The following is a 19,759-nucleotide window of genomic DNA, read 5'->3' on the forward strand; positions in this document are numbered from 1 at the left end:
GCGAGGGTGGTCGACCTGGTCAACGACGAGCGCGCGAACGTGGGCTGCGCGGCCGTCACCGTCGACAGCAGGCTGGCCAGGGCCGCGCAGAGGCACAGTGACGACATGGCCGAGCGCGAGTACCTCTCGCACACCTCACCAGACGGCACCACCTTCGACGAGCGGATCCGCGACGAGGGCCACCCGAGGCCCGCCGCGGAGAACATCGCGATGGGCCTTTCCAGCCCGGAGGCCGTCATGGACGCGTGGATGTCCTCCGACGGCCACCGCCGCAACATCCTGAACTGCGACATCACCACCATCGGCGTCGGCGTGAACTCCGACGGCTGGTACTGGACGCAGAACTTCGGCTACTAGAAGGCTCCGTGTCGTCCGGCGCCGGAGGCGAATCGGCGGGCCCCGTCGAGCGCCCCTGCGCCGAGCGACACGAAGCCGTGCCGCAGCTCGCCGGCCATGGCCTCCTCCTCGGTGAGGCCGTCCTGTTCCAGCAGCGACAGCCTGTCCTCGCGCAGGCAGACCTGCGGGAACGCGGCGAGCTGGGCGGCGAGCTCCTCGGCGGCCGCACGCGCCTGCCCGGTGGGCACGACGCGGTTTGCAAGGCCCATCGCCAGCGCCTCCCGCGCGGGCACCGGGCGGCCGGTGAGCACCAGGTCCAGCGCCCGGCTCGTGCCGATCAGCCTCGGCAGCCGCACGGTGCCGCCGTCGATCAGCGGCACGCCCCAGCGCCGGCAGAACACCCCGAACACGGCGTCCTCCTCGGCCACCCGCAGGTCGCACCACAGCGCGAGCTCCAGCCCGCCGGCCACCGCGTAGCCGGAGACGGCCGCGATCACGGGCTTGCCAAGGCGGAGCCTGGTCGGGCCCATCGGGCCGTTGCCGTCCTCGGTCACCTGGTTCGACTCGGGCGTCCCGAGCGCCTTGAGGTCGGCTCCCGCGCAGAACGTGCCGCCCTCGCCCCACAGCACGGCCACGTGCGCGCTGTCGTCGGCGTCGAACTCGCGAAACGCTTCGGCCAGCGCCGCCGCGGTCGGGCCGTCGACGGCGTTACGCGCCTGCGGCCTGCTCAGCACCACGGTGGTGACGGTGCCGTCACGCTCCACTCGCACGCTCACGGCCACACCCTCGAGTTGATGGCGTGGGTGTCGACACCGGCGGGCAGCGTGCCGAAGGCGATGCCCCAGTCGCCGCCGAGGCGGGAGGCGCAGAACGCGTCGGCGACGGCCTTGTCGCCGTGGCGCACGAGCAGCGAGCCCTGGAACACCAGCGCGAGCAACTCCACCACGCGCCGCGCGCGGAACTCGACGTCAGAGAGGTCGGCCAGCTCCTTGCGCACCCGGCCGATCGCGTCGTCGAGCCGGGGATCGGCGCCCTCGGCCTGCTCGACCTCCGTGAAGAACGCCTCCACCGAGTCGGGCTGCTTGCCCATCGCGCGCAACGCGTCGAGCGCGGCGACGTTGCCGGAGCCCTCCCAGATCGAGGACAGCGGCGACTCGCGGAAGAGCCGGGGCATGCCGGACTCCTCGACATAGCCGTTGCCGCCGAGGCACTCCAGCGCCTCGGCCGCATGCGCGGGCGCGCGCTTGCACACCCAGTACTTCGTCACCGCGAGTGCGAGCCGCCGCAGCGCCTCCTCCTGCCGGTCGCCCCCGGCGGCGCGGTCGCTCGCCCCGGCCAGCCGCAGGGCCGCCATCGTCGCGGCCTCCGACTCGACGGCGAGGTCGGCTAGCACGTTGGTCATCAGCGGCTGCCGGTCGAGCGCCTGGCCGAACGTGTGCCGGTGCCGCGCGTGGTGTGCTGCCCGCAGGGCGCCGTAGCGCAGGCCGGCCGCGCCGCCGATCACGCAGTCGAGCCGCGTGTTGTTGACCATCTCGATGATCGTGCGGACGCCCCGGCCCTCCTCGCCGACGAGCCAGCCCACCGCCTCGTCGTACTCGATCTCGGCCGAGGCGTTGGACCGGTTACCGAGCTTGTCCTTGAGCCGCTGCAGGTGGATGCGGTTGCGGGTGCCGTCGGGCAGCACGCGCGGCAGCAGGAAGCACGACAGCCCGCCCGGCGCCTGCGCGAGCGTGAGGAACAGGTCCGACATCGGCGCGGAGGTGAACCACTTGTGTCCGGTGAGCACGTAGCCGCCGTCCCCTGTGGGCCGTGCGGTGGTGGTGTTCGCCCGCACATCGGAACCACCCTGCTTCTCGGTCATCGACATGCCCGCGATGAGGCCGCGTTTGGTGCTCGGCTCGCGCAGGCCGAAGTCGTAGACGTTCGCGGCGAGCAGCGGCTCGTACGCCGTGGCCAGGTCGGGGTTGTGCCGCAGCGCGGGCACGGCCGAGTAGGTCATCGAGATCGGACACGTGTGGCCCGCTTCGATCTGGCTCCAGACGTAGAACTTGGCCGCGCGCGCGACGTGTCCGCCAGGCCGGTCCTGCCGCCACGGCGCCGCGTGCAGCCCGTGCGAGACGGCGACGTCCATCAGCTCGTGCCAGTGCGGGTGGAACTCCACCTCGTCGATGCGGTTGCCCACGCGGTCGTGGGTGCGCAGCTTCGGCGGGTTCTCGTTGACGAGCCTGCCCCACTCCTGCACCCGCTCGGTGCCGGCGAGCACGCCGAGCTCGTGCAACTCGGCCTCGGCCCAGCCCGCCCCTTCGCGGCGAAGGCCCTCCAGCAGCGTGGGGTCCTCGGCGAGGTCGTGACCCGCCAGCAGCGGCACCTGGTTGGTTACCTCATGGGTGGGTGGCATCTGTCGCTCCTAGCGCGCGAAGGGTGAACGTGCACAGCTCGGACACGGCGTCCGTGCTGTCGGAGGTGAGCGGGCCGGTCAGCACCTCGGCACCGGCTCCGATGATGGCGGCGGCGGTGATCTCGGCGTCCTGCGGCGGGAGGATGCCGGTGCGGACGCCCTCGGCGACCCGGCGTGCCACGACGTCGCGGAAGGCACGGCGGAAGACCAGCCGCTGCTCCTCCACCGGCGCGTCGACCGGTTCGGCGAGCAGCGCGTAGGCCAGCCGCGGGGCCTTGAGCGCCCTGCTCGCGAAGGTCTCCACCACGGCGACCACTCGCTCCGGCGCAGTGCCGGGCTGCTCCGCGGCCAGCTCGACGGCCTGTACCTCACGCGTCACCACGAGCCGGAACAGCTCGGCGACCAGCTCGGCCTTGCCGGGGAAGTGCCGGTAGACGCTGCCGGTGGCGACGCCAGCCTGCGCGGCGACGGCAGACATGGAGCACCCGGCGTAGCCGCGCTCGGCGAGCAGCTCGATGGCTGCGTCGAGGATCGCGGCCCGCTGGGAGTCCATGCGGGCCTGGATCCGGGGAGTGCGCCGGTACACCATGCAAGAAGTGAAGCACCGATTCACTTCTTCAGGCAAGCGTCGGCGCTGGTTCAGAGGTTGTGCAGCCCTTCGAGCACGCGCTGCATCAGCGTGAAGTCGGGCCGTCCGCCGTAGTTCGCCGTGCTGCTGTGCACGTGGACGAGCCCCGCCTCGGCCAGGTCGCTCAGCAGCACACGGGCGACGCCCAGCGGCACGGACAACAGCGCGGCGACCTCTGCCACCGACCGCGGCTCCATGCACAGCCTGCGAACCGCCTGGTACTCGGAGCTGAGCTGTTGGGCGCCCCACGGCGCGTCCGGGATGGTGGAGATGAGGGTCTCGACGGCGAGGTCCTGACGCGCGTGCGTGCGGCCCCGCGTGAGCACGTACGGCCGCACCCGCAGCCGGTGCTCCTCCATCGGGTCGACGCCGTCCTCGTCGGAGTCCTTCGCGGTGGCGAACACGCGCTCGCTGCGCGGCGGCGGTTTCCCGGCGGGACGGAAACGAGGCTCGGGCTCGGGTGGCGGATCCGGCGCGGCAGGAGGCTCGGGCTCCGGCTCCGGCTCCGTTGCGGCCCCCGCTTCCTCCTTCGCCAGCTTCTCCAGCCGGGAAGCGGAGGGAAACCGGCCGCCGGTGTAGCCGACCCTCGTCGACTTCCGGCCCTTGCGCTTTCGCTTCGGCGTCTCCTCGACGGGCTCGGGCTCGTCGTCACCGAACCGGGCACGCTGCCGGGACGAGGGAAAGCGCGCACCGGTGGGACCGACGTCGGTCTCGTCGGTCTCGTCCGGTTCGTCGTCGCCGGGGGTGCCCATGCCTACGCTTGTCCGCCCTGCCTGCAGAAGTCATGCAGATCTCGCTTACCTCGCGGGCAACGTCGGCTGCGAGGAGGGACCATGCTACTCGGCATGTCCACCGCCACGCTGCTTAGCGGCGCCTCCGGCGACGACTCATTCGGTTACTTGTCCTCCTCGGCCTGCGCCGTGCCCGTCGGCGCCTCGTCGGTCGGCACGTCGGCGCGGCCGTCGGCCTCGGCCTCCCCGCCGCTCGTGGCGGCGCCGACCGGCACCGGCACCTTCTGCTCGCCGCGCTTCACCGCGGAGAGCAGCAGCTGGGCGACGTCGACGACCTCCACCTTCTCGCTTGCCTTGCCGTCGTTCTGCCGCGACGTGACGCCGTCGGTGAGCATCACGCGGCAGAACGGGCAGCCGGTCGCGATCTTGGAGGGCGCGGTGCCGAGCGCCTCGTCCACGCGCTCGACGTTGATCCGCTTGCCGATGCGCTCCTCCATCCACATGCGGGCGCCACCGGCGCCACAGCACATGGACCGGTCGCCGTGCCTCGGCATCTCCCGCAGCGCCGCGCCGGACGCGCCCACCAGCTCACGCGGAGCCTCGTACACCTTGTTGTGCCTGCCCAGGTAGCACGGGTCGTGGTAGGTGACGTCCTCCGCGATCGGCGCCACCGGGGTGAGCCGCTTCTCCCGCACGAGCCGGTTGAGCAGCTGCGTGTGGTGCACGACCTCGTAGTCGCCGCCGAGGTCCGGGTACTCGTTGGCGAGGGTGTTGAAGCAGTGCGCACAGGTCACGACGATCTTGCGCTTGGTCTGTTCGACATCCTCGAACACCGAGTTGAGGACCTCGACGTTCTGCTGCGCGAGCATCTGGAACACGAACTCGTTGCCGGCGCGCCGCGCCGGGTCACCGGTGCAGGTCTCCTCGGGGCCGAGCACCGTGTACTTGACGCCCGCGATGTGCAGGAGCTCGGCGACGGCGCGGGTGGTCTTCTTCGCGCGGTCCTCGAACGCACCCGCGCAGCCGACCCAGAACAGGTACTCGGTGTCGCCGAAGTCCCCGTCGAACACCGGCACCTCGAAGTCCAGATCATCGGCCCAGGCCATGCGGTCCTTGGCGTTCTGGCCCCACGGGTTGCCCTTGTTCTCCAGGTTCTTGAACATCGTGTTCAGCTCGGTCGGGAAGTTCGACTCGATCATCACCTGGTAGCGGCGCATGTCGACGATGTGGTCGACGTGCTCGATGTCCACGGGGCACTGCTCGACGCACGCGCCGCAGGTGGTGCACGACCACAGCACCTCGGGGTCGATCACGCCGCCGTCGTCTCCGATGAGCGGGCGCTCGGCCTCCGCGATCGCGAGCACGTCGATGCCCGCGTACGGGTTGTCGCCGGTGAGGCCCACCTCGTCGCCCGCCATGTCCTTCTTGCCGCCGGCGAGCAGGTACGGCGCCTTGGCGTAGGCGTGGTCGCGCAGCTGCGTGATCACGAGCTTCGGCGACAGCGGCTTGCCGGTGTTCCACGCGGGGCACTGCGACTGGCATCGGCCGCACTCGGTGCAGGTGGAGAAGTCGAGCCAGCCCTTCCAGCTGAAGTCCTCGACCTTGCCGACGCCGAAGGTGTCCTCGTCGGGGTCGGCCTCCTCGAGGTCGATCGGCTTGCCGCCGCTCATCATCGGCTTGAGCTTGCCGAGCGCGACGCCGCCGTTGTCCTCGCGCTTGAAGTAGATGTTGAAGAACGCGCTGAACCGGTGCCAGGCGACACCCATCGTCAGCGTGGTGCCCACGACGTAGAGCCAGATCATGCCCGATAGCAGCTTGATCAGCGCCATGATCGACACGGCCGCCGTGCTCGTGGGCAAAAGCTCGGCGAGCGGCTGGGTGACGAAGCTCGACCACAGGGCCGGGTCCTCGATCCCGCTGGCGATCTTGAACGCCTTGACCCCGAGGATGCCGATGCCCTCGATGATCACCACAGCCTCGACGAAGTAGGCCTGCTTGAAGTTGGAGCCCGCGAACCGGGACTGCCGGTCGGCCCTGCGCGGGTGGTTGGCCTGGCGGATGATCGCGAGCGCGACGCCGCCGACCACGGTGCCGAGGCCGAGCAGTTCGAGCAGCAGCTGCCACGGCTCCCAGTGCCCGATGATGGGCCACGCGAAGTGCGGGTTGAAGGTCTCCCCATAAGCCTCGAACAGTGCGAGCGAGCCGAGGAGGAAGCCCCACATCACCAGCCAGTGCCATGGCCCGACGTGGCGGAGCTTGTTCATCCTCGTGTGCGCCGCGAACTCCTTGATCAGGGTGTTCAGGCGTGGCACGAACGGACCGTTGCGCGTCGCGTCCGGCTGCCCGAGTCGGATGATCCGTATCTGGCGCAGGACGCCGGCGACGAACACACCCCAAGCGACAACACTGACGGCAACGCCGATCACACCGAGCGTGATCTGCAGTGCACCCATGATCGGGCCTTTCGGTTCGGGACTTCGCGGTGGGTTTCGGGAGCCTAACCCTTCTTACTGATCAGTAATCGATGTCGCAGCGCGAAGTCCCACTGATGTGGTGGAAAACTCGCTACTATTGGGACTATCGTTCCGATACTCTCGGCGCATGGGCGCGTATCTTCTTTTCGCCGGTGCGATCCTCACCGAGGTGACGGCCACCATCTCGCTGAAGTTCTCACACGGCTTCACCAAACTGGGCCCGACGATCCTCGTCGTCATCGGCTACGCGCTCTCGTTCACGTTGCTGGCGCAGGTGCTCAAGGCGGGGATGCCGGTCGCCGTCGTGTACGCGATCTGGTCCGCGGTCGGGGTCGCGCTGGTGGCGATCATCGGCACGCTGTTCCTGGGAGAGACCATGAACCTGACGATGGTCGCCGGACTGCTGCTCGTGATCGGCGGTGTGGTGTTGCTCGAGGTGGGCAGGACGGCGCATTGAGGCAGCGGGTCGACGGCCGCAAGGTACGCGGCGAGAAACGGCGCACGGAGATCATCGAGGCCACGCTGCGGGTGATCGAGCGCGACGGCGTCGCCGGCGTCACCCACCGCACCGTGGCGAAGGAGGCCGGCGTGCCGACGACGTCGACCACCTACCACTTCGCGACGCTCGACGACCTGCTCATCGCCACCCTCATCGACTGCGCGAGGGACATGGCCACCGAGGTCTACTGGATGATCGACCGCGCGCGCTCGCGCGGCAGCCGGGGCGCCGAGGAGGTGGCGAACCTGCTCGCCGAGGCGCTCGGGCCGAGGCGGGGGCGCACGATGGCCGAGTACGAGTTGTACCTGCTCGCGGCACGCCGCCCCGAGCTGCGGCCCGCGGCGCGGCGCTGGCTCGATGTGCTGACGTCCATGGTGCGCCACGACGACGAGGTGGCCTTCCGCGTGTTCCTCGCCGGGATCGACGGGTTGCTCATCCAGGGCCTCATCGACGACGAGCCACCGACGGCAGAGGAGCTGCGGCCCGTCGTGGACTACCTGCTCAAGCCCCGCTGACTCAGGGCAGGGTGAGCCGCTCGACGGCCGTGCGGAGCGCGCTCGTCAGCTCGGCCGGGTCGGGGCCGAGCAGCATCCGCCGGATCCGCGGCACCACCGAGGGTCGGCGGTGGGCGCGGCGGCCTACGGACTGGCCGGATGGACCGTCACGCGCCTCACCGCCGCCGGACTGCTCGGGCTCGGGGCCCTCGGTTACCTCGGTCTACGCCGGAGGTCTCAGCCCTTGTTCTCGTAGACCGGCGTGAGGGTGGCCCTGGCCAGCGTGTGGCCGAACATGTTGAAGCCGAGGAACGCCGGCCGCGCGTCCTCGCCCACGTCGAGCGACTCCACGTCGAGAGCGTGCACCGCGAAGATGTAGCGGTGCGGGCCGTGTCCCGGCGGCGGGGCGGCGCCGAGGAACTGCCGCACCCCGCCGTCGCCCGCCAGCGTCCTGGCGCCCTCGGGCAGGCCGGAGCCGCTCGCGTCGCCCGCGCCGGAGGGCAGCTCGGTGACCGACGCCGGGATGTTGAACACCGCCCAGTGCCAGAAGCCGCTGCCCGTGGGGGCGTCCGGGTCGAAGCAGGTCACCGCGAAGCTCTTGGTCTCGGCGGGGAAGCCCTCCCACGCCAGGTGCGGCGAGCGGTCCTCCCCGCCCGCGCCGAAGATGCCGCTCAGATGCGGCGTCGCGAGCGTCTCCCCCTCGGCGACGTCGTTGCTGCGCAGCGTGAAGGACGGCACGGGCGGCAGCGATTCGTAGGGGTTCTGAGCTCGGGTCATGGGCTCTGGTCCTCCTCCAGCTCGTCGGTTTCGATGTGGCTTCTTCCCGGAAGGCTAGTGATCCGCTGCCCCGTCCGGGGGTAGGGACAGCCTCAGGGAGGAACCGGGGTTCACCCGGATGCCCCGGCGCCCCGCCGGGTCATAGCGTTGCCTGCGCAGAGATGTTGCGGCGGGAGGACTCAGCATGGGGCGCGCTGGACTGGCCATCGGCGGTGTGGCGTTGATCGGGGTGGGGATCGCGTTCGGGCTCGGCTGGTTCTGGCCGGCGACGGCGGAGGCGACGGCGACCGTGGAGCAGCGGATCAGCAGGGTCGAGCTGGCGGGCGACTCCGGCGACGTGCTCGTCCGCGCCGACGAGAGTGCGGAGACCACGACCGTCCGGCAGCGGTTCAGGTACCGCTGGGGCGAGCCGGACGAGGCGTACGAGGTGCGCGACGGCACGCTGACGTTGTCCGGCTGCGGCTCGTGGTGCTCGGTGGACTACGAGGTGATCGTGCCCGAGGGGACGACCGTGAGCGGGTCGGTCGACTCCGGCGACCTCACCCTCGACGGCGTGAGCGATGTCCAGGTCGAGGCCGATTCCGGCGACTTCACCGGCACGCGGCTGCGGGGCGCGGTCGACGTGTCCGTCGACTCCGGCGACGTCAGGGTGACCCTCGACGAGCCGCGCGACGTGCGCCTCGCGGCCGACAGCGGCGACGTGGAGGTGACCGTGCCCGACGGCTCGTACCGAGTCCTCGGCACCACCGACTCCGGCGACCGCGAGATCGGCGTGACGCAGGACCCGGCCGCGTCGACAGTGCTCGACCTGAACACCGACAGCGGCGACGTCACCGTGCATGCCGCGTAGCCCGCGCGGGAACAAGAACGGCAGGCCAGTCGTTGTGCTGGCAGGAAGATTGAGTGAGCCCGGCTCAAGTCCTGGTTGACGGCCGCGAAGGGCTCCGGATACAACTTGAGTGAACCCCACTCAACGTGGAAGAAGCGACATCGCCGGCAAGGGCCGGCACGCCAAGCAAGTACGCAGGAGGGAACACCATGGCGCGAGCGGTCGGCATCGACCTCGGCACGACCAACTCGGTCGTCGCGGTACTGGAAGGCGGCGAGCCGACGGTCATCGCCAACTCGGAGGGTTCGCGGACCACCCCGTCCGTCGTCGCCTTCGCCAAGAACGGCGAGGTGCTGACCGGGCAGCCCGCGAAGAACCAGGCCGTGACCAACGTCGACCGGACCATCAGGTCCGTGAAGCGGCACATGGGCACCGACTGGAAGACCGAGATCGACGGCAAGAACTACACGCCGCAGGAGATCAGCGCGCGCGTGCTGATGAAGCTCAAGCGCGACGCGGAGTCCTACCTCGGCGAGGAGATCACCGACGCGGTGATCACCGTTCCCGCCTACTTCGAGGACGCCCAGCGGCAGGCCACGAAGGAAGCGGGCCAGATCGCGGGCCTCAACGTGCTGCGCATCGTCAACGAGCCCACCGCCGCCGCGCTGGCCTACGGACTCGACAAGGGCGAGAAGGAGCAGACCATCCTGGTCTTCGACCTCGGTGGCGGTACGTTCGACGTCTCGCTGCTCGAGATCGGCGAGGGCGTCGTCGAGGTGCGCGCCACCAGCGGTGACAACCACCTCGGTGGTGACGACTGGGACGAGCGCATCGTCAGCTGGCTGGTCGACAAGTTCAAGTCCTCGCAGGGCATCGACCTGACCAAGGACCGCATGGCGATGCAGCGCATCAAGGAGGCCGCGGAGAAGGCCAAGATCGAGCTCTCCAGCTCCAGCAGCGCGAACATCAACCTGCCCTACATCACGGTCGACGCGGACAAGAACCCGCTGTTCCTCGACGAGACTCTGTCCCGCGCGGAGTTCCAGCGGATCACCTCCGACCTGCTCGACCGCACCAAGGCGCCGTTCAACAACGTCATCCGCGACGCGGGCATCTCGGTCGGCCAGATCGACCACGTGGTGCTCGTCGGCGGCTCGACCCGGATGCCGGCCGTCGCCGACCTGGTCAAGGAGCTGACCGGTGGCCGCGAGCCGAACAAGGGCGTGAACCCGGACGAGGTCGTCGCCGTGGGCGCGGCCCTGCAGGCCGGTGTGCTCCGTGGCGAGGTCAAGGACGTCCTGCTGCTGGACGTCACGCCGCTGTCGCTCGGCATCGAGACCAAGGGCGGCGTGTTCACCAAGCTCATCGAGCGCAACACCACGATTCCGACCAAGCGCTCGGAGATCTTCTCCACCGCGGACGACAACCAGCCCTCGGTGCAGATCCAGGTGTTCCAGGGTGAGCGGGAGATCGCCGCGCACAACAAGAAGCTCGGCATGTTCGAGCTGACCGGCCTTCCGCCCGCTCCGCGTGGCGTGCCGCAGATCGAGGTCACGTTCGACATCGACGCCAACGGCATCGTGCACGTGACCGCGAAGGACCTCGGCACGAACAAGGAGCAGTCGATGACCATCACCGGTGGCTCGGCGCTGCCGAAGGAGGACATCGACCGGATGGTCAAGGACGCCGAGGCGCACGCCGAGGAGGACAAGAAGCGCCGCGAGGAGGCCGAGACCCGCAACCAGGCGGAGACGCTGGTCTACCAGACCGAGAAGTTCGTCAAGGACAACGACGACAAGCTGCCCGAGGAGCTCAAGGGCAAGGTGAAGACCGCGATCGACGAGGCCAACGAGTCGCTCAAGGGCACCGACACGGCCAAGATCCGCGAGTCGATCGAGAAGCTGAACTCGGCCTCGCAGGAGCTGGCCACCGCGCTGTACGCCAACACCGGCGCACAGGCCCAGGGCGCCACTGGCGCCGAGGGCGCAGGCGACGCGGGCACCGGTTCCACCGGTTCGTCGGCCAAGGCCGACGACGTCGTTGACGCCGAGATCGTCGATGAGGACGACAAGAAGTGACCGAACGCTACGACGAATCCGACCGACAGGAGTACCAGGAGCCAGTGGTCGTGCGGGATCGCCGGAAGATCGACCCGGAGACCGGCGAGCTGCGGCAGCCGGTGACCGAACAGCCGCAGGAGGCGCCCGCCGAGCAGGGCGCCTCCGGCCCCGCTGCGGGCGAGGCGACCGTCGACGAGGCCGTCGCGCCCGTGTCGGACCTCGAGAAGCAGCTCGAGGAGCGCACGGCGGACCTCCAGCGGGTGCAGGCCGAGTACGCCAACTACCGCAGGCGGGTGGACCGCGACCGCGAGGTCGTGGCCGCCAGCGGCAAGGCGTCGCTCGTCAACGACCTGCTGCCGCTGCTCGACGACCTGGAGCGGGCCGAGCAGCACGGCGACCTCACGGGTGCGTTCAAGGCGGTGGCCGACAAGCTCGTCGGCGCGCTGGAACGGGCCGGGCTCGAGTCGTTCGGCAAGGAGGGCGAGCCCTTCGACCCGAGCGTGCACGAGGCCGTGCAGCACGACACCTCGCCCGACGTGACGGAGCCGACCGTGACGATGGTGCTGCGCCGTGGCTACCGGTTCTCCGACCGGGTGCTACGGGCGGCACTCGTGGGTGTCACCGACCACGAGCCGGATGCCGCGCCTTCGGAGGAGCCGATCGACCCGCCGGTCGGCGGCGAGCTGCCCGTCGACGTCGATGAGAACGCACGCTGAACACGAACATGAGGAAGGAGGAGACGCCGCATGAGCGCGCGGGAGTGGATCGGTAAGGACTTCTACCGTGAGCTGGGCGTCTCCTCCGACGCCTCACAGGACGAGATCAAGAAGGCGTACCGGAAGCTGGCCAGGGAGAACCACCCCGACGCCAACCCCGGCAACACCGAGGCCGAGACGAAGTTCAAGGCGGTCTCGGAGGCCTACGGGGTGCTGTCCGACACGGCGAAGCGTAAGGAGTACGACGAGGCCAGGAGGCTGTTCGGCTCCGGAGGCCCCGGCGGCTTCGGCTTCCCGGGTGGAGGCGGCACCGGCACCGGTGGCTTCGACATCAACGACCTCTTCGGCCAGTCCACGGCCGGCGGCGGGTTCGGGGGGCTCGGCGACATGCTGGGCAACCTGTTCGGCCGCCGCGGCGGCGGTGGCACCACGGCGGCGCGCGGCCAGCGTGGCGCCGACGTGGAGACCGATGTCCGCATCGACTTCGCCGAGGCGGTCAAGGGCGCGACCCTGCCGCTGCGGCTGTCGAGTCCCGCGACGTGCGGCACGTGTGGCGGCAACGGTGCCCGGCCGGGCACGAGGCCGAGGACGTGCCCGACGTGTGCGGGTTCGGGTCTGGTGAGCAGGAGCCAGGGCGCGTTCGCCTTCTCGGAGCCGTGCCGAGACTGTCGCGGCCGCGGCACGCTCATCGACGACCCGTGCCCGGAGTGCGTCGGTGAGGGCATCAGCACCAGGACCAGGACGCTGACCGTGCGGATCCCCGCCGGGGTGGACGACAACCAGCGGATCCGCCTCGCCGGCCAGGGAGAGCCCGGCCGGGGCGGCGCCGCCGCTGGTGACCTGTACGTGCGCGTGCACGTCAACCCGCACCCGGTGTTCGGCCGCTCGGGCAACGACCTGACGATCACGGTGCCGGTGGAGTTCTCGGAGCTCGTGCTCGGCACCACGCTCACGGTGCCCACGCTGGAGTCGAAGGTCTCCGTCAAGGTGCCCTCGGGCACCGCGAGCGGCCGGGTGCTCCGGGTGCGCGGCAAGGGCATCGCCAAGCGGGACGGCACCCAGGGCGACCTGCTGGTCACCCTCCAGGTCGTGATCCCGGCCAAGCTCGACGGCAAGGCCAAGGCCGCGCTGGAGTCCTACGCCGAGGCGGTCGCGAAGCACGATCCGCGACCGGAGATCACCGCGCTGTTGCGAGACAGGGGGGCATGATGTTCGGTTCCGGTTTCCCGGGCGGGCTGCCGCACGGCGCCGACGAGGACACGCCGGTCTTCGTCATCTCGGTCGCCGCGCAGCTGTCCGGGCTGCACGCGCAGACGTTGCGCTCGTACGACCGGTTGGGGCTCGTGAGCCCCGGCCGGACGTCCGGCGGTGGCAGGCGCTACTCCATGCGGGACATCGCGCTGCTGCGCGAGGTGCAGCGGCTGTCCCAGGAGGAGGGCGTCAACCTCGCCGGGATCAAGCGCATCATCGAGCTGGAGAACCAGGTCGAGGCGTTGCAGCACCGGGTACGGGAACTGACCGAGGAGCTGGCGGCCGCCTACGCCGCCGCCGAGCAGGCGGCGGCCGCCGTCCACGCCTCCTACCGCAAGGACCTCGTGCCGGTTCGCAGGCAGAACGCGCTGGTGGTGTGGAAACCCCGCCGCCGAGGCTGACCCACGCACCCATCCGCCACCCACCCATCGATCTGCAGTGAAGGTGGCCTTCACTGCGGTTGGTTCGAAAAAGTTCGCGGGTTCGTGTCGAGAAGCCGCAAACGGCTCCGTCCTCGGGGTGAACGTGACCAGAATGGGTCACCAGCACCGAGGAGAGACATCATGGCGAAGTACCTGCTGCTGAAGCACTACCGCGGCGCTCCGGCCGCCGTCAACGACGTGCCCATGGACAAGTGGACGCCGGAGGAGATCTCGGCGCACATGCAGTACATGAGCGACTTCGCGGCCCGGCTCGAGGAGACCGGTGAGTTCGTGGATGGCCAGGCTCTCGCGCCCGAGGGGGCGTGGGTCCGGTACGACGGCGAGGGGCGCCCGCCGGTCACCGACGGCCCGTTCGCCGAGACCAAGGACCTCATCGCAGGCTGGATGGTGATCGACGTCGACAGCTACGAGCGCGCCGTCGAGCTGGCCGGGGAGCTGTCGGCCGCACCCGGCGCGGGCGGCAAGCCGATCCACGAGTGGCTCGAGCTGCGCCCGTTCCTGACCGAGCCGCCGACCGTCACGGAGTGACGTCAGAGATGGACGAGGCCCTGCTCAGGAGCCTCACACCGAATGTGCTCGGGATCCTCGTCCGTCGCGGAGCCGACTTCGCGGCGGCCGAGGACGCCGTGCAGGACGCGTTGGTGGAGGCGCTCCGAGTCTGGCCTGCCGACCATCCCCGTGACCCCAAGGGCTGGCTGGTCACCGTGGCCTGGCGCAAGTTCCTCGACGCGACCAGGTCGGACACGGCCCGCCGCAGGCGCGAGGACCTCGTCGACGAGGAACCGGCTCCGGGGCCGGCGCGCTCGGTGGACGACACGCTCCAGCTCTACTTCCTGTGCGCCCACCCCTCGCTGACGCCGTCGTCCGCGGTCGCGTTGACGCTGCGGGCCGTCGGCGGGCTCACCACCCGCCAGATCGCCCAGGCGTACCTCGTGCCCGAGGCGACCATGGCGCAGCGCATCAGCCGGGCCAAGCGCACCGTCAACGGTGTGCGGTTCGACCAGCCCGGCGATGTCGCGACCGTGCTTCGCGTCCTCTACCTGGTCTTCAACGAGGGCTACTCCGGCGACGTCGACCTGGCCGCCGAGGCCATCCGGCTCACCCGGCAGCTCGCTGCCGGGATCGACCATCCCGAAGTGGCGGGGCTGCTCGCCCTCATGCTGCTCCACCACGCCCGACGCGGCACCCGTACCGCGCCCGACGGCAGCCTGGTGCCGCTCGCCGAGCAGGACCGAAGCCGGTGGGACACGAAGTTGATCGCCGAGGGCGTCGAGATCCTGCAGGCGGCGCTGGCACGTGACCGGCTGGGCGAGTTCCAGGCGCAGGCCGCTATCGCTGCGCTCCACGCGGACGCGCAGACCGCCGAGGAGACCGACTGGGTGCAGATCGTCGAGTGGTACGACGAGCTCGTGCGTCTCACCGACAGCCCGGTCGTCCGGCTCAACCGGGCGGTGGCCGTCGGCGAGGCCGACGGGCCGCGGGCGGGGCTGGCGGCGCTCGCGGAACTGGACGACTCGCTGCCCCGGCATGCGGCGGTGGCGGCGTACCTCCACGAGCGCGACGGCGATCCGGTGACGGCGGCACGGCTCTACGCCGAGGCGGCACAGAAGGCGCCCAACCTGGCCGAACGCGACTACCTGACGCGACAGGCCGCCCGGCTCAACGCCCGCCGGTGACCGGTCGCCTCAGGTGCTCGGCGAAGAAGGCCAGGACGCGCCGCCAGGCGTCCTCGCTCGACTCGTGGTGGTAGCCGAAGCCGGTGACCTTGGCGAGCAGGTTGAGCGGGCCGAGCGGGAGCTGGTTGGCGAAGCTGTGCCCGGCGGCCGGGTACTCCTTGACGTCGTGCGGGATGTCGCGTGCGGTCAGCTCGGCCTCGAGCACCGCCGCCTTGCCCCTGAGCGACGGGTCCTTCCTGCCGAAGCTCGCCACGATCGGGCACGCGCCGTCGAGCACCGAGAGGTCCTTCGGCAGCTGGCCGTAGTACGGCGCCGCGGCGCCGAAGCCGCTGCTCGCGGCGGCGAGCGCGAAGCCGCCGCCCATGCAGAAGCCGACGATGCCGACATCGCCCGTGCAGTCCTCGCGGCCGGCCAGCGTGCGCCTGGCCGCGTCGAGGTCGTCGAACGCCTGCCCCTTGGCGGCCATGAGCGCTGAGAACACCGACTTGACGCAGCGGAGGCCGCCGCGCGAGTACAGGTCGGGCGCGAGCGCGACGAAGCCCGCGGTGGCGAAGCGGTCGGCGATGCGGCATGTGTCGCGGCCGAGTCCCAGCGCGTCGTGCACCACGACGACACCCGGCCACGGCGGCGGCCCGGAGATCTCGCGTTGCGGCAGGGCGAGGTAGCCCTTGACGGTGCCGTCGGCGACCGGGATCGACGTCTCCATCAGTCGATGGTGAACGGGTCGTAGCGGATCTGGTCGAGTGCCGTGCCCGCGACGAGCATCCGCGACACGGTGGCCCTGATCATCGCGGGCGAGCCGGACACGAGCACGTCGTGGTTCGGCCAGGCCCCGTGCCTGGTCACGGCGTCGGCGAGGGTGCCGTGCTCGAAACCGGGCAGGCCCTCCGCACGCTCCACCACGGGGCACACGGTCAGCCACGGGTTGGTGGACGCCATCGCCCGCAGCTGTTCGAGGTCGTAGAGGTCCTCGTGGGTGGCGCCGCCGTAGAACACCGTGACCTTCGGGTTGGTGCCCCACTGGGCGAGGTCGTCCAGCACGGCTCGCAGCGGGGCGAGGCCGGTGCCGCCCGCGATCATCAGCACGTCCCGGCCGGACTCGCGGTTGACGCCGAGTCTGCCCATCGGCGGCCCGATGCGCCAGGTGTCGCCGCTCTGCGTGTGGCTGACGATCGCGCGGGACACCCATCCGCCCTCGACCGCGCGGACGTGGAACTCCAGCGAGCCGTCGGGGCGCGGCGCGTTGGCCGGTGAGAGGTAGCGCCAGAGCCGGGGCCGCTGTGGCACCTCGATGCTCAGGTACTGGCCGGCCTGGTACGGCACGTGCTGCTCGGGCTCGACCCGGATCAGCGCGAGGTCCCAGCTGAGTCTGCGGTGCTCCGCGACCGTGCCGATCCAGGACGGCGGGTGGTCGCTGGCCGCCGCCGCGTCCTGCATGGACCGGGCGATGATCGTGTAGGCCTCCGCCCACGCGCGCTCGACCTGCGGCGTCCACGCCTCACCGAGGTGGCGCTTGAGCGAGGCGAGCAGCGCGGTGCCCACGGCCTCGTAGTGAGTGGGGATGACGCCGAACTTGCGGTGGTCGCGGCCGAGCTGGCGCAGGAACGGCGCGAGGTCGTCGGGGCGGTCGACCATCTGCACGATGTGCACCAGCGCGCGCACGAGCCTGCCGCGCTGCGCCTCCATGTTGATCGGGAAGAAGTCACGCGTCGCGGGGGCGAGCGTGAAGAGCATGCCGTAGAAGAACTGCGAGATCTCGGGGGTGTAGGGCTCGGCCTGGCGCCAGGTGTCCCGGATCAGTTCGACCATGGCGGTCACCGCGGGTGGCGGAACTCTGGCCGGTGCCACCCGCGGTATTGGACTGATCGCGTCGGCTGTCATTCGTCTGCCCCAGTTGGTCCGCGTCGAGCGGGGTGATTGATACGCACAGTAATGAAAAGGTGGTCGCGATTATTCACGAACGGGTGATGGTGGATGCTGCGGCTGCTCCAGCAGGTCAGTGACCCACGTCCAGTGCCGAGACTCCATGAATAATCCACCTTTCTGAGCATGCGACCACCCAACATTAGGTTCCCGTGCAGTTGGGCGGTAGTCACTGTGCGAGTTGTCCCCCTGCGGTTGCTCCGGATGGGTGGCACTACAGTCCGCTTAGTGCCCCATTTCACCTGATATCCCGTTTCGAGTCGCCGCCGGTCGAGTAGAATTTGCATAGAGCAAGTAACTTACTGTGATCAGGTGAGGCCCATGAACCCCTCGGACGAGGTCTGCGTCGATCTCATGCGGCAGATCCGCACGTCGTCTCAGTTGCACCAGGCGTGGGTCATGCAGCTCTGGCAGACCGGCGACGGCCCGCACCCAGCGGCCGTCATGCTCCTCTCGGAGATCGACCGGCAGGGCGAACTGCGCCTCTCCGAGCTGGCGAAGCTCCGGATGGTCGACATCTCGGTGGTCAGCAGGCAGATCGGCCAGCTCGCGTCGTTCGACCTCGTCGAGCGCAGGCCATCGCCGGAGGACGGCAGGGTCACGCTGGTCAAGGTCTCGGAGAAGGGACAGCGCCACCTGGAGCGCTGGCGGCGGCTGCATGTCGACTTCGTCCGCAACGCGCTCGCCGGGTGGGACGAGTCGGAGCTCGAGGACCTCGCCCACAGGCTGCGGGCCGTGAACGACGACCTGCGCGCCATGGTCTCCGCGCAAGCGCGGAACCAGGAACGGCCCGCCACCCGGAACGGGACCGGGTAGCGGGCCGTCGGCCGGTGGTGCTCAGCGAATCAGCTGCGCACCTTCTCGATCTTCTTCACCTCGCCGGAGCGAAGCTTGTCCGTGAAGTCCTTCACCTCTCGCTTGACCACCGGCACCAGCAGGTACAGGCCGATGATGTTGAACAGGGCGAGCAGGAACAGCACGGCGTCGGCGAAGCTGAGCACACTGCCCAGCGTCAGCACGCAGCCCGCCACGATGAACAGGCAGAAGATCACCTGGTAGACGCGCTCGCTGACCTGGGTCTTGCCGAACAGGAACGTCCAGGCCTTCTGCCCGTAGTAGCCCCAGGTGATCATCGTCGACAGGGCGAAGAGTGCCACGGCGACGGTCAGGACGTAGGGGAACCAGGGCAGCACCGTCGCGAACGACTCCGAGGTGACGGTGACGCCGTCCGGGGTTTCCCCGCCCGCGAACACGGTGGCCTTGGCGTCCTCCCAGAACTGAGTCTTGGCGATCACGATGGTCAGCGCCGTCATGGTGCAGACGATCACCGTGTCGATGAACGGCTCCAGCAGCGCGACGTATCCCTCGGTGATGGGGTTCTTCGTCTTCACCGCCGAGTGCGCGATGGGCGCGGAGCCCAGACCCGCCTCGTTCGAGAAGGCGGCCCGCTGGAAGCCGACGATCAGCGCGCCGATCGCTCCACCGGCCACGCTCTCCGGGGCGAACGCACCCGTGACGATCTCGCCGATCGCGCCCGGCACGTCGGTGATGTTCACCAGGATCACGATGAGGCACGCGGCGATGTAGATGATCGCCATGGAAGGGACGAGGCGGCTGGTCACGGCGCCGATCGACTTGATGCCACCGATGATCACCGCACCGACCACCACGGCGAGGACGACACCGAAGACGAACGCGGCGCCGTCACTGCCGAGGAAGCCGTCGTCGCCGCCCGTGACGTCGCGGAGCTGAGCGAAGGTCTGGTTCGCCTGGAACATGTTGCCGCCGGCCAGCGCGAAGAACAGCAGCATGATCGCCGCGAGCACGGCCAGCACCTTGCCCAGCGTCCTGCCGAAGCCGTTACGGAACCGGTCCGCCAGCCCCTTGCGCAGGTAGTGCATGGGGCCGCCGGAGACGGTGCCGTCCTCGTGCGTCTCGCGGTACTTCACACCAAGCGTGCACTCGACGAACTTGGTGCACATGCCGAGCAGTCCGGCGAGGATCATCCAGAAGGTGGCGCCCGCGCCACCGATGGTGACGGCCACGCCGACACCGGCGATGTTGCCGAGGCCGACCGTGCCCGACACGGCGGAGCTCAGCGCCTGGAAGTGGTTGATCTCGCCGGGCTCGTCCTTCCGCGTGTACTTGCCCCTGACGATCTCTGTCGCGAGCTTGAACTTGCGGAACTGCACGAAGCCGAAGTAGATCGTGAAGACCGTGGCGGCCAGGACGAGCCAGGCCACGATCCACGGGAACGAGATGCTGCCGATCGTGAGCTCGGCGAACACGAAACTGGACAGGCCATCCGAGATGGGCGTGAATATGTCGTTGATCCACTCCTCGATCGAGGCGAGGGTGCCTCCCTCGGCGGCGAGGACATCGATGTCGGGCGGTGAGCTCGTGGCCAGTGGCCCGGGTGTGATGACTGACATGGTCCGGTAGTTCATCCCATCAGGTGGGCGATCGCAAGCTGTCCGCAGTAGTCGTTACTTTGCGAAATTCCATGGGTTGAGTGGAACACGCT

General features: G+C 69.8%; 20 protein-coding genes. 11 read left to right on the plus strand and 9 right to left on the minus strand.

The features are described from left to right. Positions 1-6: 6 nt before the first annotated feature. Positions 7-357, plus strand: a complete 351-nt coding sequence (locus tag DI005_RS39795) for a CAP domain-containing protein (RefSeq protein WP_369973636.1) — start codon at positions 7-9, stop codon at positions 355-357. Here the strand turns inward: DI005_RS39795 and DI005_RS31100 are convergent. The 5 genes from DI005_RS31100 to DI005_RS31120 form a co-directional block, all read right to left on the minus strand. Continuing rightward, positions 354-1,118: a crotonase/enoyl-CoA hydratase family protein gene (locus tag DI005_RS31100; RefSeq protein WP_113644502.1), complete on the minus strand. Its 765-nt coding sequence runs from the start codon at positions 1,116-1,118 to the stop codon at positions 354-356. The genes DI005_RS39795 and DI005_RS31100 overlap by 4 nt on opposite strands. Next, a complete protein-coding gene (locus DI005_RS31105; RefSeq protein ID WP_113644503.1) occupies positions 1,109-2,734 on the minus strand; it encodes an acyl-CoA dehydrogenase family protein in 1,626 nt (541 codons plus the stop codon). The genes DI005_RS31100 and DI005_RS31105 overlap by 10 nt, the downstream gene beginning before the upstream one ends. Next, positions 2,718-3,323, minus strand: a complete 606-nt coding sequence (locus tag DI005_RS31110; RefSeq protein WP_112265580.1) for a TetR/AcrR family transcriptional regulator — start codon at positions 3,321-3,323, stop codon at positions 2,718-2,720. Before DI005_RS31110 ends, DI005_RS31105 begins: the two co-directional genes overlap by 17 nt. Before the next feature lie 50 nt (positions 3,324-3,373). Continuing rightward, positions 3,374-4,114 (minus strand): DUF742 domain-containing protein, encoded by a 741-nt coding sequence (locus DI005_RS39280; RefSeq protein ID WP_228713544.1) that lies wholly within the window; start codon positions 4,112-4,114, stop codon positions 3,374-3,376. Between the two features lie 143 nt (positions 4,115-4,257). After that, positions 4,258-6,546: a (Fe-S)-binding protein gene (locus DI005_RS31120; RefSeq protein WP_112265578.1), complete on the minus strand. Its 2,289-nt coding sequence runs from the start codon at positions 6,544-6,546 to the stop codon at positions 4,258-4,260. Between the two features lie 148 nt (positions 6,547-6,694). On the opposite strand from DI005_RS31120, the gene DI005_RS31125 reads away from it, so the two are divergent. Continuing rightward, positions 6,695-7,024, plus strand: a complete 330-nt coding sequence (locus DI005_RS31125; protein WP_112265576.1) for a multidrug efflux SMR transporter — start codon at positions 6,695-6,697, stop codon at positions 7,022-7,024. Beyond that, on the plus strand, positions 7,021-7,581 hold the full coding sequence (locus DI005_RS31130; RefSeq protein WP_110334131.1) for a TetR/AcrR family transcriptional regulator: 561 nt from the start codon (positions 7,021-7,023) through the stop codon (positions 7,579-7,581). The genes DI005_RS31125 and DI005_RS31130 overlap by 4 nt, the downstream gene beginning before the upstream one ends. A gap of 216 nt (positions 7,582-7,797) precedes the next feature. On the opposite strand, the gene DI005_RS31135 is transcribed toward DI005_RS31130, so the two are convergent. Continuing rightward, positions 7,798-8,337: a YbhB/YbcL family Raf kinase inhibitor-like protein gene (locus DI005_RS31135; protein ID WP_112265574.1), complete on the minus strand. Its 540-nt coding sequence runs from the start codon at positions 8,335-8,337 to the stop codon at positions 7,798-7,800. Positions 8,338-8,521: 184 nt separating this feature from the next. Between DI005_RS31135 and DI005_RS31140 the strand changes: the two genes are divergently transcribed. The 7 genes from DI005_RS31140 (at position 8,522) to DI005_RS31170 (ending at position 15,312) form a co-directional block, all read left to right on the plus strand. Continuing rightward, entirely contained in the window at positions 8,522-9,187 is a 666-nt protein-coding gene (locus DI005_RS31140; protein ID WP_113644504.1) for a DUF4097 family beta strand repeat-containing protein, read from the plus strand. A 188-nt stretch (positions 9,188-9,375) separates the two neighbouring features. After that, entirely contained in the window at positions 9,376-11,244 is a 1,869-nt protein-coding gene (dnaK, locus tag DI005_RS31145; RefSeq protein WP_112265570.1) for a molecular chaperone DnaK, read from the plus strand. Continuing rightward, a complete protein-coding gene (grpE, locus tag DI005_RS31150) occupies positions 11,241-11,942 on the plus strand; it encodes a nucleotide exchange factor GrpE (RefSeq protein WP_113644505.1) in 702 nt (233 codons plus the stop codon). The genes dnaK and grpE overlap by 4 nt, the downstream gene beginning before the upstream one ends. Before the next feature lie 30 nt (positions 11,943-11,972). Then, entirely contained in the window at positions 11,973-13,151 is a 1,179-nt protein-coding gene (dnaJ, locus tag DI005_RS31155; protein WP_112265567.1) for a molecular chaperone DnaJ, read from the plus strand. Then, the gene (locus tag DI005_RS31160; RefSeq protein WP_112265565.1) at positions 13,151-13,594 is read left to right on the plus strand and encodes a heat shock protein transcriptional repressor HspR; all 444 of its coding nucleotides are present in this window, start codon (positions 13,151-13,153) and stop codon (positions 13,592-13,594) included. The genes dnaJ and DI005_RS31160 overlap by 1 nt, the downstream gene beginning before the upstream one ends. A 162-nt stretch (positions 13,595-13,756) precedes the next feature. After that, entirely contained in the window at positions 13,757-14,164 is a 408-nt protein-coding gene (locus DI005_RS31165; protein WP_112265563.1) for a YciI family protein, read from the plus strand. Between the two features lie 8 nt (positions 14,165-14,172). Next, positions 14,173-15,312, plus strand: coding sequence for an RNA polymerase sigma factor (locus DI005_RS31170; protein WP_112265561.1), 1,140 nt, complete (start codon positions 14,173-14,175; stop codon positions 15,310-15,312). On the opposite strand, the gene DI005_RS31175 is transcribed toward DI005_RS31170, so the two are convergent. Both DI005_RS31175 and DI005_RS31180 read right to left on the minus strand, forming a co-directional pair. After that, positions 15,296-16,018 carry a dienelactone hydrolase family protein gene (locus DI005_RS31175; protein WP_112265559.1) on the minus strand — a complete coding sequence of 241 codons (723 nt, stop codon included), beginning with the start codon at positions 16,016-16,018 and terminating at the stop codon, positions 15,296-15,298. The genes DI005_RS31170 and DI005_RS31175 overlap by 17 nt on opposite strands. Further along, positions 16,018-17,193, minus strand: a complete 1,176-nt coding sequence (locus DI005_RS31180) for a globin domain-containing protein (protein WP_199543375.1) — start codon at positions 17,191-17,193, stop codon at positions 16,018-16,020. Before DI005_RS31180 ends, DI005_RS31175 begins: the two co-directional genes overlap by 1 nt. Positions 17,194-17,556: 363 nt before the next feature. Here DI005_RS31180 and DI005_RS31185 point away from each other — a divergent pair, with 363 nt between their 5' ends. Continuing rightward, on the plus strand, positions 17,557-18,051 hold the full coding sequence (locus DI005_RS31185; protein WP_112265555.1) for a MarR family winged helix-turn-helix transcriptional regulator: 495 nt from the start codon (positions 17,557-17,559) through the stop codon (positions 18,049-18,051). Between the two features lie 29 nt (positions 18,052-18,080). Here the strand turns inward: DI005_RS31185 and DI005_RS31190 are convergent, their stop codons facing one another. Next, positions 18,081-19,667, minus strand: coding sequence for a sodium:alanine symporter family protein (locus tag DI005_RS31190; protein WP_112266693.1), 1,587 nt, complete (start codon positions 19,665-19,667; stop codon positions 18,081-18,083). Positions 19,668-19,759: the final 92 nt, after the last annotated feature.

The organism is Prauserella sp. PE36 (assembly GCF_003311655.1).
Classification (GTDB): Bacteria; Actinomycetota; Actinomycetes; order Mycobacteriales; family Pseudonocardiaceae; genus Prauserella_A; species Prauserella_A endophytica.

Excerpts from the sequence above, each read along its gene's own strand:
- DI005_RS31105 (WP_113644503.1), bottom strand. The coding sequence starts at position 2,734 with ATGCCACCCACCCATGAGGTAACCAACCAGGTGCCGCTGCTGGCGGGT.
- DI005_RS31110 (WP_112265580.1), bottom strand. The coding sequence starts at position 3,323 with ATGGTGTACCGGCGCACTCCCCGGATCCAGGCCCGCATGGACTCCCAG.
- DI005_RS39280 (WP_228713544.1), bottom strand. The coding sequence starts at position 4,114 with ATGGGCACCCCCGGCGACGACGAACCGGACGAGACCGACGAGACCGAC.
- DI005_RS31120 (WP_112265578.1), bottom strand. The coding sequence starts at position 6,546 with ATGGGTGCACTGCAGATCACGCTCGGTGTGATCGGCGTTGCCGTCAGT.
- DI005_RS31125 (WP_112265576.1), top strand. The coding sequence starts at position 6,695 with ATGGGCGCGTATCTTCTTTTCGCCGGTGCGATCCTCACCGAGGTGACG.
- DI005_RS31135 (WP_112265574.1), bottom strand. The coding sequence starts at position 8,337 with ATGACCCGAGCTCAGAACCCCTACGAATCGCTGCCGCCCGTGCCGTCC.
- DI005_RS31140 (WP_113644504.1), top strand. The coding sequence starts at position 8,522 with ATGGGGCGCGCTGGACTGGCCATCGGCGGTGTGGCGTTGATCGGGGTG.
- dnaK (WP_112265570.1), top strand. The coding sequence starts at position 9,376 with ATGGCGCGAGCGGTCGGCATCGACCTCGGCACGACCAACTCGGTCGTC.
- dnaJ (WP_112265567.1), top strand. The coding sequence starts at position 11,973 with ATGAGCGCGCGGGAGTGGATCGGTAAGGACTTCTACCGTGAGCTGGGC.
- DI005_RS31160 (WP_112265565.1), top strand. The coding sequence starts at position 13,151 with ATGTTCGGTTCCGGTTTCCCGGGCGGGCTGCCGCACGGCGCCGACGAG.
- DI005_RS31165 (WP_112265563.1), top strand. The coding sequence starts at position 13,757 with ATGGCGAAGTACCTGCTGCTGAAGCACTACCGCGGCGCTCCGGCCGCC.
- DI005_RS31170 (WP_112265561.1), top strand. The coding sequence starts at position 14,173 with ATGGACGAGGCCCTGCTCAGGAGCCTCACACCGAATGTGCTCGGGATC.
- DI005_RS31175 (WP_112265559.1), bottom strand. The coding sequence starts at position 16,018 with ATGGAGACGTCGATCCCGGTCGCCGACGGCACCGTCAAGGGCTACCTC.
- DI005_RS31180 (WP_199543375.1), bottom strand. The coding sequence starts at position 17,193 with ATGACAGCCGACGCGATCAGTCCAATACCGCGGGTGGCACCGGCCAGA.
- DI005_RS31185 (WP_112265555.1), top strand. The coding sequence starts at position 17,557 with ATGAACCCCTCGGACGAGGTCTGCGTCGATCTCATGCGGCAGATCCGC.
- DI005_RS31190 (WP_112266693.1), bottom strand. The coding sequence starts at position 19,667 with ATGTCAGTCATCACACCCGGGCCACTGGCCACGAGCTCACCGCCCGAC.